Raw genomic sequence first — 12525 nt, forward strand, 5'->3', positions numbered from 1 at the left:
TTAGACTTACTATTCAGACCAAGGCGAATGAAGAATACAATCGCAAAAGTTCTTTCGCTCAAAATTAGGGATCATAAAAGCGCACACATCTGCCTTTATATTGCCAAATGTGGTTTCTGTCTTATGCTCAAAACCTTCAAAAAAAGTCGGAATAATTTTCTTTTTAAAATTATCCCTAGGAAAGGCTTGAACAATCTCTTCTCTATTTTTGGCACTTAAATGCGCATAGCCCTCACCCATCACATCAAGCCCAACGCCCGAGTACATCAGGGCAACTTCATTTTCTTTATGTTCGGCAATTCCTATGCTTGTATGGAGTGCTATGGTATCCCATACGAGCTGTAATTTCGTCGACTCTACACCATGGCTTTTTAGAAAGTCTCGGGCGGCGTTAGCGCCATCCACTTCAAAACGAAGATCTGCACTGCTGTAATGCGATACTAAGCCCAAATCATGAAATACGGAAGCTACATACAACAATTCACTGTCGTAGACCAAATTTTTGCGTTTTGCATTCAAAGATGAAAATAGGAAGACACGCAACGAATGGTTGTAGATAAATTCAGTACCATGTTCCAATAGTAATGCTGTCGCTTGCGTTGCGATTTTACTGTCCGGAATAACAATGCCGGCCACTTTTTTTAGATGATTTACTGCCATAACTTTAAGATATTTAGGACAAAGTTATGATGGCAACAGCCCCATAGGAATAGCAATAAGTACGTTTAAAATGTCAAAATTTACCGTGTGCAACTTTCAATCTGCATCAACAAATTGATTACGGTAGTTCAGGGGAGACAGTTTTGTATTCTTTTTAAAAAAATGACTAAATTGTTCTGCCGAATTAAAATTAAGTGAATAGGCGATTTCTTTCACTGTTATCGCACTAAACTGCAGCAATCGTTTCGCTTCTGCTATGAGCTGCCCATTAATGATCTCCTTCGCCTTAATCCCGCTACATCGTTTACAAAGTTCGCTTAATCTTCGTGCTGAAACATGAAGCATTTTGGCATAATCCGACACGGCATGATATTGATCAAACTGTGCACTGAGCATTTCCATAAATTTGCGATACAAGATGTAATCCTGACTATCGAAAGTTGCTTCCGCGGTCAGTTTAACGTTCGCAAGTTTAATCATAATAATTTTCAAAAACGCCGCAAGAGCATCCATCTGATTGATATACTGTGGACTACAATATTCCGACAACAGTGCATTGAATAGAAATAACAGCTCCACTACTTCGGTAGTATTAGGCTTCAGATATGGATTTGCACTGGTGTTATTGAACAATACAGCTTTACAGTTACTTGCGCTCGGAGGTGTCTTTTGCCAAAAACAATCTCCAAAGGAAATGGAAAAACCCATTACCGAAGTCTGATCTGAAAAAGCATAGATCTGTCCCTTGGATAAGAGAAAAATGCTATTGTCATGTAGCTCAAATACATTATTATCAATAGAAAGATAGCCGGTACCGGTTTCGACAAAAAAAATACGATGATAGGTCAGTCTATTAAATGTTTCATGATCGTTAAGGTGGTGATCTATCCGACTTATAGAAAAAGAATCATCTATTACAGGTTCAATTATAATCTTCTTAGCTGATTTCATACTGTAAAATCAATAAACCTTGACAATCTCTATTGCTCGCTATTTGAAAATATCCATATTCTCGTCATAGATAGGGCTCTTCATATCCAGAAATTTCAGCACACTATGAAATACATGATTTTGGGTCAAGGTTTTATTTGGTTTCAACTGTTTTGAATGATCAGACACCCATACAATAAAAGGAATCTCGTATTGCTCTTTTGGTGCAATGCTCATCGGCAGTCCGTGCATATACAGGTTATTTTCACCCAGTGATTCTCCATGATCCGAGACGAACAACATGGCACTGTTATATTCCTTCAATTGCTTTAGATCCTCAATCAGATTATGCAAAATATAATCTGTATAAACAACGGTGTTATCATAAGCATTTATCAATTCTTCTTTAGAACAGTTCCCTAACTCAACACTATTGCAGACCGGCTTAAACTGCTCGAATTGAGCGGGATATTTCTTGCTATATGTTGGTCCATGGCTTGTACTTGTGTGGAGCACAACAAAAATCTTATCTTTTTTACTGGATGATATCCGCTCCTTTAGACCTGTTAAAAGTACCTCATCGTAAGCACATCCTTCACCTTTACAGTTTGTAGCAAGTTGATCATTCGTTTCATATTCTTTAATATGTACAGGTGGTTCCCCCCAATTACTTGTTCGCCAGATCACATCTACATCATTTCTATAGAGGTAATTTGGCAGGATTTCGTACAAATCATCCGTATTTTTATGTTCCAAAATACATTTTACTCCAGCTGTCGTATAGGTAGAGCAAGAAGTTGCGTCAAAATGATAAAGATTGGGTGTCTTGGAAAGTAGAGGATTTGTATTCTTCTGATAGCCATACAACGAAAAATTATCCCTTCGAGCAGATTCACCTATAACAAGTACAACGACTGTCTTTTTGTGGTCCGTTATCGTCGCATCCGGCAATAAAATTTCTTTCTTATTTTTTTGATATTCGTGAATATAAAAACGTGAAATATTGACGGTATAAGACCAAGGCATGGCAAGTGCACCCAAAGTCTTCGAATTCTTATCGATCCACAACCAATTAGTCGCATTGGCAAATATTAAAATAACGATAAATAATAACGAAAGTGAGGAAGTGATAAAAAATTTCCTTGGTTTATCCTTTATTATTTTAGCTTTAATGATGAAGATACTGGGTATAATACCGAGAAACACGAGATAGACGATCAGTTTCAGGGAAAAGAAACCGCTGGACTCGGAATATCGGGTATTCAAGATATTACCGATCATTGTTTCATCCAAAATAACGCTATAGGTGTTAACAAAATAAACGGCGACTGAATTGATCAGAAAGAACAAAACAAGTATGGATTTCCCGAAGCGACGTGACGCCGAAAAAAATAGATAAAGTACAAAAGCATTCATCACCAGCATCAGAACCATTAAACTACCGATCAGAACAATACCCCCAAAGCTGCTGTAATCAACATTATTAAAAACAAAAGTATAAAATGGAAAATGGAAGAATATAAAATTCAACACACTCATGAAAAGGACAAAATGAATTAATTTTAAGCTATTTTTTAGCATAAACCGTAATGATTTTATAAAGTGCACTAATTAAGCAGATAAATGTAAAATAAAATATTAGCAAATTATCATTAATTATTCTATTGATCAATACAATACTGAAAACGAGGAACAATAATATGAAAATTGGATAATACCGTTTGTTGTTGACCCAATTCCATGTTTTAAATTCCCTGCTAAAAAAAATTCCGAACAGCCCCGAAAGATATCCAATAATACAGCCACAGACCACGTCTAATAGATAGTGTGCCCCCAATGCGACGCGAGATAAAGCAAGCATTAACCCAATAAATGTTAAACCTAAAAACCACATTATTTTATAACTCAATCGTTGCGGCATAAAAGCATACATGATAACGGTCAACGTTGTAAATATCGTGATGGAATGGCCAGAAGGCAAGCTATTGTTCCCCAGAAGCATCTTACCGGTAATCAAAAAACTAGTATGATTAAATACTGCTGCGGGTCGTGGCACAGCAAATAGTACTTTTAAAAGGATCGAAAAGAAGGCAGAAATTAGAGATGCTGATATTAACGCCTCCCATAATTTAGGACCATAGCGCAGAAAGACACTCAAAAGCGAGAGACTGATTAAACAATCTCCAAACTGTGTAAAATTGGACTCAAGATTTGGATATCGCCCCAGATAAGCATTTATCGCGAAAAAGCTACTCTTCTGAATGACGGTATAGCCATATACATTCAATGCATGATTAAAATAAAGAAATAGAATGAGCAGAACTAGCAGAATTATAGGTAGAAAGAACAACGATTTTCTAAGCCTAGCATAATTATGGATTATCGCCGAATTAATATTCATCTCGCACGCGTCTTTTTAAACGCGTAAAGAACGGAACGAATTCTGTAGAAATTTAGAATTTACAAATGCAGGGTAGGTTTTCTTATTCCGTGCCCATTATTGATTCACTTGCTCCTCAAAAAAAGCTTTATCATAAAAGGAAACCGATATTCAACGTATTTTGCTTCATCTCAGACCACAAGGCTGAAGATCGGTTTCCTTATCTTACAGTTTTCCCAGCAGCTGTGAAAAAGCGCTGATGACCAAAGTTGGCTCCTTAAGCATAATATTATGACCAGATGCGGTTGTTGCCAGGTGAACAAAGTCGCTTGCGCTCTCATTTATGCATAAGTTAAAACTTGTCTTGCTGAATCTGTTCGATTCCTTGCTCGTAAGAAGTAACCTCAAATTCAGGAAATCTATTTCTAAACTTTGAATCATCAAATAGATTATTGTGTTCGTATCGTGGAAGAAGTTCCAAAAACTCCTTTAACCGCTTATTGAACAGAGCCCCTATTTTAAAGATAAATTTGGGAACTACAGTATATTTGAATTCCCTACCGTAAATATCTGCTGCCATTCTGATAAACTCCCGGTAAGTGGGATGCGCTTTATCCACGGGCAAATGCCAGGTCTGTCCATATGCATCGGGTGTATTTCCGATAAGTGCAGTTGCTCGACTTGCGTCGGGAGTCCAAATCAAACTTCGTTTTTTATCGACCCGTAAAGGCACTTTCAGTTTTTTATCCGCTTTGATGTTATCAAAAATTAGGGTATTGGTAATGCTTTGTGTTTTGCCAGGACCATAAAATTCAGGCGCTCGACAAATAACGGCTTCAAGCTGGCCCGATGCTATCTCAGCAAGTACCATTTCTGCCATGTTCCGCCTCACTTTCCCCTTTCTTCCAACAGGAGCAAAGGTACTTTCCTCCGTCAAAACACGATCGTCTTGAGGATACATATATGTATTATCAAAAAAGACAAGCTTAGTACCATTGATCTTACAGGCATCAATCACATGACGAATAATAGCTGGAAACTGTTCCTCCCATAGATCCGAACTTATAGGAAGCCCTAAAGTGAAATAGGCAATATCACTCCCCTTCACCGCCTCGATTGCCTGTTCACGGATCGATAGATCCGCAGAAAAAACTTCGTCAGTATCATTTACTTTTTTTGCGTTTCGACTGACTATGCGGATAGCAGAAGTAAAATTTCGCTTTAGCTCGCGCGCCAGTTCTTCTCCAATTTGTCCATTGGCACCCAATATAGTCTGCATAATATTCCTTTTTCTATGTTGTGACCATCTGATACCAATATATTGATATTTGTTCAATTTACCGCACCGTTGCGGTTCAATACCGAATAACTCCCGACCTCAACTTTGCTCAGTGCCCATGACCTATGCTATTAAGGATGTTGCCATGGACTGCGATACGGTCTTTGCAGTAATTGAGTTGCTTCAGGATCATCGACACATATTTTTTGTATTGGATCATAAATCAAGGGGCGATTCAACTGCATCGACAAGTTCGCCAAAATGCAGCTTGCGGTGGATATATAGCCTTCTTCAATATCCGCTACAGGAAGATGATTATTTTCAATTGCCGATAAAAGGTCAAGCATATGTTGTCTCGTTGCAGGCGCTGTATGCAATTCGATTCGGTGCTCCGTCAAATCTTTGGGGAACTTCTCCTTTTCTAAGATAACATCCTGTCGAATTGGCTTGCCTTCTCCGATTGGAATAAATTCATATTTCATCACGCTTCCCTTTAAGGTACCCTTGTCACCATATATCACAAATGCCCAAGGGTATTCAGGGTCTGCTGCTGCCCCCCATGTCCTATGCTGCCAGACACAATTAAGATCTTCGTATTCAAATAAGGCTGTCTGCGTATCCGCGATCGTCGATTTCCCTCCTTTTTGCACATAAATGCCACCTTTCGCATGTACGCTTTTGGGCCATTTAAGCTGCAGAAGCCAACGCACAGTATCAAACATATGCATTCCCATATCCCCGGTTATTCCATTCCCATAGGCCATAAAAGTTCGCCACCAGCCACCATGAGGCAAACCATCATAAGCCCGCAAAGGTGCTGGACCCGTCCAAAGTTCGTAATCCAGGAAATCTGGAACCGGCTCGATCGGTGGATTGCCGTTTTTTCGCATATGATAATAGCAGCACATTTCCACATGCGAAATCTTACCAAGTAAGCCACTATCGATCACTCGCTTCTTGGCGTCAATGAGATGGGCTGTACTTCTCCGTTGTGTTCCCACTTGAACTTTCCGGTTATATTTTCTTGCCGCACGCCATATAGCATCCCCCTCAAGCACATCAACACTGATCGGTTTCTGCAAATAGAGATGAGCACCCGAACGCATCGCATCAATAGCCTGTCTGGCGTGCCAGTGATCTGGTGTTCCAATGAGAATGAGATCGAATTTATGACTGGCGAGCATTTCCCTATAATCTTTATACAGTTTTGGAACTTTTTTTGAAATTTGACGCTCACTAACCAGCCGCCCAGCTTCCTGCAGCTGATTGTCGTCGACGTCGCATATGGCGATGACATCGACATCCCGAACCTGAATTAAACGGAATAAATCACTTTTCCCATACCAACCTGCACCAATCAATCCGACCCGAAAATTTTTAATCGCATCACGAAATGAAAGCCCCTTAACTTCTAAGGCTGATAAAGTTAAAACTGCCCCCGCTCCTTGAATAAATTTTCTCCGATTTAGATTGACCATAGCCATAATTCATTGGTTTATTGCCTAATATAAGAAAAAACAAACGATAAATCAACCTGTTTTAAGAGGCAACATGCGTTGTAAACAAAAGAACCTACCTACAGGAACAAGACCTGCACTTTAAGATCAACAAGTAGCACAGCATTTTTTTTCATTTAAGCCAAAATAGCGTAAATTCATATCGAGCTAAACAATTAAGACATGAAAAGAGAAATGGTATTTTTGAAAGTAATATTATTTTACTTTGCCTCCCTCGTGGTGTTTGCTTTCGCTGCAGGCATAACCAAACAAACAATGTTCCCCGATTTACTTTCACTCAGCCTCGCGACATTCCTCAGCTTGGGTTTAGTTTACCTGTTTAAAGCTTGGGATAAAATTAGTTTTTCTCAAATTGGGTTAGGATTTAACAAAAAGAGTGTGCTCAATTTTAGCGCTGGCTTATGCTTAGGTATTGTTATGGTCGGCCTTATGGTTATAATACTAACAAATTTTGCCGAAGTATCTTTTAAGAAACAGGCATTTATCGACACTAAATTATTGGCAATACATATTCTTCTTTACTTTTTCGTCGCCTGTCGGGAAGAGTTGGTTTTTAGAACCTATTTCTTATGGCGCCTGAAAGATAAACTCGGCACTGTTGTAGCCTTTTCGATTATGGTACTTGTTTTTATTTTAGAACATTTATTTACCGGTTTTACACTAAAGGCGGCAGTACTGGGTTCAGGACTTGGAGCTGTACTTTTTGGTCTTGCTGTACTAAGAACCCGCAATATTGCACTATCTATTGGACTGCACTTCGGCTGGAACCTAACCCATTGGGCTTTGGGGTTTAAAAATAGTACAGGGTTATGGGTAGAAAGTGTTGCAAAGGGCAGTGAACATCAGTCTGAAAATATCGCGTTTATTGCCTATACCATCGTAATGCTTTTAGGTATTCTGATCGTCTATATGCTATCAAAAAAAACATCGTTTCAGGGGAACAATAGTAGCCCGATCGATTAATCCCAAAATCGATGCACAAACCATCGTTAAAAGCTTTTGCCAACATATAATTCCCTTTTTTATATCGACTATCCTGTAGACACGAAGCTACAACAATCAGACTCACTGCAAGTTCTAAAAATAAAGGCACGGCTTTTGTAAACTACTAAGTAAAAAAAAGTATTATGAGAAGAACGCCTTACACCACATCTGTTATTATATTGCTCGTCCTATGTGTGATTGTACTAATGACCACATGTTCAAAAATTGCCTAAATTACATCCAGTTTGGGCAAAATTGTAAAACCAGTCATGAACGTAATGACGAGTTCATCATTGAAAATAGAGTCTAAAAAAATAGATTCTTAGGCCTTCCCCATGGCTTTCATCAAGCAGATAAATTTCACTTTATTGATCAGGAAAGAACACAATCCGAACAGATTGTGCTAAACTTCGTTATTCCCACACGTATAATTACAAAAAAGCCCTAGAGCGGGGAACTCTAGGGTCTTAGCCATATATTAACCTATTTTATGAAAAGTATTTGTATCAATAACGTCTTAGTTTTCTATTTATTTTGTACAACATAGAAATTTCTTAAATTTTCTTTTTTTTCGCACAAAGGTTCGATTCAATCATTTACCTTATAGAGGTTGGGCTAAACCAATCAATAATCCCTCTACTCCTCTTAGATAACAAAGGCGATAAGCATTTTCGTATTGTACCACCTCCCCTACGAGGACAGCGCCATGATTGCCAATTAGCCTCCGCAGTACATCATCTAGATCTTCAACCGTAAACATTGCCCGCAAATAGCCCAAGGCATTGACCGGAGCATTTCTATGATCTGCAATTATCGCTGGATCAATAAATCTTGAAAGCTCCAATCGGCTATGTCCATCTGGTGTCACCATCATGGCGATCTCCACATGCTGCGCACCGAGACCAGTCACTCTACCTGCCCATTCACCTTCAATCTGTGCTCTCCCTTCCAGATATAAACCAAGTTCTGAAAAAAACGAAATCGCGTTGTCCAACGACTCCACCACGATACCCATATTATCCATTCGAAGTAACTTACTCTTTTCCATAATACATCATTATTTATAAGGAGTTATAATCTCTATTAAAGATACAAAGGAAAATTTTAAAGCTACCATCGCGCCCAGTCTTTAGAATTTATAACTCAGACCCGCTTTTACCATAAAAGGTGTTCCAGGAGTGAAATGCAATTCAGAAACGGACTGCTGTTCATTTCTTAATCGAGTCTCGGTCTCAAACTGCGCTTCATTCCACTTGGTGTCAAATAAGTTTTGGATCTGCACCAAAAAATTCCATTTTCCCAGGCCATAGTTTAGCAGGAGGTCATTGACAAAATAACCTTTAGCACGTACCGAATTATCTTCTATCGCTGGTTTTGTATTCATATAACGATAGCGCAAATTGGCCGAAATGCCAAGCGGTAACTTCACAGATACCCCTCCTGTACTTGTTAAAGAAGGCACCAGCGGGATATAGTTTTCGCCTTTAGGTTCGTCAATCGCCCGCGCGTAAGCATAATTTATGTCGCCGTCAAAATATAACCAAGGGGTAGCTTGATAGCGTAAACTCAAATCTGCCCCAGACGTTTCGTTTTCCCTGAAGGCTCTACGACAGCTTCATCCCCGACATACACAAATTCTTGCTGAAGGTACAACCCCCATAAAGCAGGCTGAATAAAGAGGTTATCGGTTGGCTTCCAAATCAAGCCAAGATCTGCACCATAGGAAATGGGCATAATATCTTTTCCATGTTGTTCCATCACCACGCGGATATCATTGGAATGAAATCCCATACCCGTTTTCAAATATAATTGTGCGCGATGACTGAACGTATATCCAAAATTAAGCTTTGGACTAATCCTTGTCGCGGAAGCCTCTTGTGCGGCGGGGTCACTTTTCAGCTTATCATGCAAGTTGAAAATCAAATGATCGACACGTATTGCAGGATTAATAGTCCATTTACCAATACGCCAATCCAGATTACTATAGGCATGCAGATTCATTTCTACGCCCGAAATGTGCGAAAGCCGATCCAATAATTCGTCGCGCTGATAGACGTGGTTCAGTTGAAGATCTTTGATATCATCCACTCGGAGTCCAAAACCCGATGTCCAAGAAAGCTGACTATGATCAAACTGAAATTGGCGATTGTATTTGTTTTCGATACCATACAGGTATCGATCATCAACCTGCTCTATTTCATCGCCATGAATGGGATCTTTCAGAAAAAAAGTGAAATCGGAAAACAACTGAAATTTATAGCGCGACAAGTAAACATTGCTTTCCCAGCTTTCCTGATCACTGATCAGCGCACGGTATTGCATCGCCAAATTCATGCGGGATGTATTTCCGCCTTCAGTAGAATCGATCGACCCCCAACGGCTAATCAGTCCCTGCCGAACGGCCCGCTCCGGAATCTGACCCGATGCATTCCAACCCGAACTGAATATGGACCCCTGGAGATTGATATAATGTTTCTCATCAATCCAATGATTATACTTCGCAAATAGATTAACACGACTAAAATTTTGCTTGATGTCAAAAGGACCGTTCGAATAATTGAACTCACCTGCAGCATAGGCATACTTATTCTGCTCATGGTTATTCACCAGATTAAGCATGGCTACCGTACGCCATGAGTCAAAAGAGCCCCCTTCAACCTTAAAAAGATTATGATCCAAATGATCCAGGGTTGTAAAATTAACATAACCCGATGTATTCAAATCACCTTTATCTGCATAATAGGCCCCCTTGCCAAAATCAATATCTTTAACCGTTTCTGGAATAATAAAATGAAGATCTGCGTATCCTTGACCGTGCGCATGAGAGACCATATTAACTGGGATACCATCTGCAGTAATGGCAATATCTGTACCGTGGTCATTATCAAATCCACGTAAAAATATCTGCTCAGCCTTTCCACCGCCGGCATGCTGTGCTATAAAGAGCCCAGGAACTTTCCGTAATAGATCTTGCGCCGAATTAACAGGAATCTTACTTAAATCAACTTTGCTCAATGTTTTACTGCTATTGAATGCATCCACCTGAATTTGACTCAACTGCACTTCATTTTTTTGCATCTCGATTTCAATAGGAGACTTTGCTTCTTTTAGGATGTACATCTGATCGAGATAGCCTATCCTGCTCAACAGTAAGGTGTCCGGAAATGTTCCCGGCTGTACGGAAAAAGCACCATTCGATGCAGTATGACTATGCTTTATTCCACGTTGGTAGCGTATATTGACTTCTTCTAATTGCTGTTTACTATCCTTATCTTTCACAGTTCCCTGAATCACATGTTGCTGTGCATAACTGTGGGTCGCAGCCAGTAGGCCTATAAAAAAGGTGATTTGACGTTTGTTCATATAATATTTAAAAAATTACCATCCCAGAAATAACATACCCGCACCGCAAATTGACAGGACAGCGCCACTAATGGCGTGTACATATCGATCAAGTTTTTCGGTATTGAGCAAGTTATAACCATAAATTCCCAACAAGACCATTCCGACCATGGTTACCACTGTCGTGATGGTAAAAGTGCTAATCAGGGTAATCACCTCCGCCATTGAGCGGTGTGCACCTGAAAAGAATAAAAGTGGAATCAATGGTTCCGATGGTCCCATGACGAAAATTGCAAATAATACCAAAGGCGTTACCTTCGTTTTTTGATGATGGTGATGCCCTGATGCGCTTTTCCCATGGGTATGTTCATGCACATAAACTTCATCGCCCAGCACATCAAAATGCTTATGGGAATGCTTCTTAGACATTTTCCAGATCCCGTAAATCAAATATCCAAGTCCAAAAATAAATAGTGCCCAACTCGAAACATTGCCACGCACGTCCTGTAACCAGCTGATTTTATTGAGCTGCCATCCAAGATAAACGCCAATAATCCCCAGGATGACCGAACTGAAAACATGCCCAAGTCCACATATAATTGTCCATAATATAGTTTTCCCCAACGACCATTTTTTCGATTTGGACAATACAATAAAGGGCAGATAATGGTCGGGGCCCGATGCAGTATGAAAAAAACTGATCGTAATAGCTGTAATAGCTAATGCGTAAAGTGTTGTGTTCATATAAATAATTTAATAGCAAAGCAGATGATTAAGCCGCTTTCTTCAAGCAACGATTTGTTACATAGGTTATATAGCCGTGTTTCGACTCAACCGATGATATTCACCAAAAGAAAAAGGGATTTAACCGAAAATTTTAAAGGAATGGTATAGGATACACTTGTCTGGTAGTCTGTTAGACAAATATTTATTTTGGAGTTCATAAAAACTATGCCACGACTTCTTATCCGTAAATAGCAAGAAAATAGGCATAATCAGTCCCAAAGCACAGAGCCGAACGGCATATGCTAAATGTTGATCATAACTCAATTCGAATGAGCATTCTTCGATCGACCCGACATAAAAATCGAAATGAGATAGTGATGAAGCTATTGACGGTTTTGACGCGTTTTTATAGGCAGCATGTGAAAAGACATCCTTGTTTACTTTACCTGTAATAAACATACAGGAAAAAACAATGGGCAATAACATTAAAAGATGTCTTATATACCTATACATAGCATGTCACATCCCTATGGGATTGATAGATCAAATTTATTATAAGTTTGACCTTATAGAGTAGCACAAATCTTGAATTTTATAGCCTTTTTATAACCTAGAAAAAGAAAAGACAGCTAAATAAACAAGACAAAAACTTCGCTTAAACCGATAATAAACCAATAAAATATAAAAAAACAAGGCTTTTACGAATA

11 protein-coding genes are annotated in these 12525 nt (G+C 39.2%); 1 reads left to right on the forward strand and 10 read right to left on the reverse strand.

Annotated features, from left to right (window positions below; genetic code table 11):
• Positions 1 to 9 precede the first annotated feature (9 nt).
• From HS960_RS08715 to HS960_RS08740, 6 genes are all read right to left on the reverse strand, one after another.
• The gene (locus tag HS960_RS08715; protein WP_075992506.1) at positions 10 to 660 is read right to left on the reverse strand and encodes an HD domain-containing protein; all 651 of its coding nucleotides are present in this window, start codon (positions 658 to 660) and stop codon (positions 10 to 12) included.
• Positions 661 to 756: 96 nt separating this feature from the next.
• The gene (locus HS960_RS08720) at positions 757 to 1611 is read right to left on the reverse strand and encodes a helix-turn-helix domain-containing protein (RefSeq protein WP_182332158.1); all 855 of its coding nucleotides are present in this window, start codon (positions 1609 to 1611) and stop codon (positions 757 to 759) included.
• A gap of 39 nt (positions 1612 to 1650) precedes the next feature.
• Positions 1651 to 3171: a phosphoethanolamine--lipid A transferase EptA gene (gene eptA / locus HS960_RS08725; RefSeq protein ID WP_159726859.1), complete on the reverse strand. Its 1521-nt coding sequence runs from the start codon at positions 3169 to 3171 to the stop codon at positions 1651 to 1653.
• Positions 3158 to 3991 carry a phosphatase PAP2 family protein gene (locus HS960_RS08730; RefSeq protein WP_182332160.1) on the reverse strand — a complete coding sequence of 278 codons (834 nt, stop codon included), beginning with the start codon at positions 3989 to 3991 and terminating at the stop codon, positions 3158 to 3160. The genes eptA and HS960_RS08730 overlap by 14 nt, the downstream gene beginning before the upstream one ends.
• Positions 3992 to 4322: 331 nt before the next feature.
• Positions 4323 to 5249: an NAD-dependent epimerase/dehydratase family protein gene (locus tag HS960_RS08735; RefSeq protein ID WP_159726863.1), complete on the reverse strand. Its 927-nt coding sequence runs from the start codon at positions 5247 to 5249 to the stop codon at positions 4323 to 4325.
• A gap of 131 nt (positions 5250 to 5380) precedes the next feature.
• Complete coding sequence (locus HS960_RS08740) at positions 5381 to 6727, reverse strand: Gfo/Idh/MocA family protein (protein ID WP_228280254.1); 1347 nt, start codon at positions 6725 to 6727, stop codon at positions 5381 to 5383.
• Positions 6728 to 6928: 201 nt separating this feature from the next.
• Between HS960_RS08740 and HS960_RS08745 the strand changes: the two genes are divergently transcribed.
• Positions 6929 to 7729 (forward strand): CPBP family intramembrane glutamic endopeptidase, encoded by an 801-nt coding sequence (locus HS960_RS08745; RefSeq protein ID WP_153845912.1) that lies wholly within the window; start codon positions 6929 to 6931, stop codon positions 7727 to 7729.
• A 622-nt stretch (positions 7730 to 8351) separates the two neighbouring features.
• Here the strand turns inward: HS960_RS08745 and HS960_RS08750 are convergent.
• The 4 genes from HS960_RS08750 to HS960_RS08760 all read right to left on the reverse strand — a co-directional run bounded on the left by HS960_RS08750 (position 8352) and on the right by HS960_RS08760 (position 11836).
• On the reverse strand, positions 8352 to 8798 hold the full coding sequence (locus HS960_RS08750) for a VOC family protein (RefSeq protein ID WP_088161445.1): 447 nt from the start codon (positions 8796 to 8798) through the stop codon (positions 8352 to 8354).
• 81 nt (positions 8799 to 8879) lie between these two features.
• Entirely contained in the window at positions 8880 to 9320 is a 441-nt protein-coding gene (locus HS960_RS26775; RefSeq protein ID WP_202883774.1) for a TonB-dependent receptor, read from the reverse strand.
• Positions 9317 to 11113, reverse strand: coding sequence for a TonB-dependent receptor (locus HS960_RS08755; RefSeq protein WP_202883775.1), 1797 nt, complete (start codon positions 11111 to 11113; stop codon positions 9317 to 9319). Before HS960_RS08755 ends, HS960_RS26775 begins: the two co-directional genes overlap by 4 nt.
• Positions 11114 to 11128: 15 nt before the next feature.
• The gene (locus tag HS960_RS08760; protein WP_182332162.1) at positions 11129 to 11836 is read right to left on the reverse strand and encodes a hypothetical protein; all 708 of its coding nucleotides are present in this window, start codon (positions 11834 to 11836) and stop codon (positions 11129 to 11131) included.
• Between the last annotated feature and the right edge of the window lie 689 nt (positions 11837 to 12525).

This window comes from Sphingobacterium paramultivorum (genome assembly GCF_014109745.1).
Classification (GTDB): domain Bacteria; phylum Bacteroidota; class Bacteroidia; order Sphingobacteriales; family Sphingobacteriaceae; genus Sphingobacterium; species Sphingobacterium paramultivorum.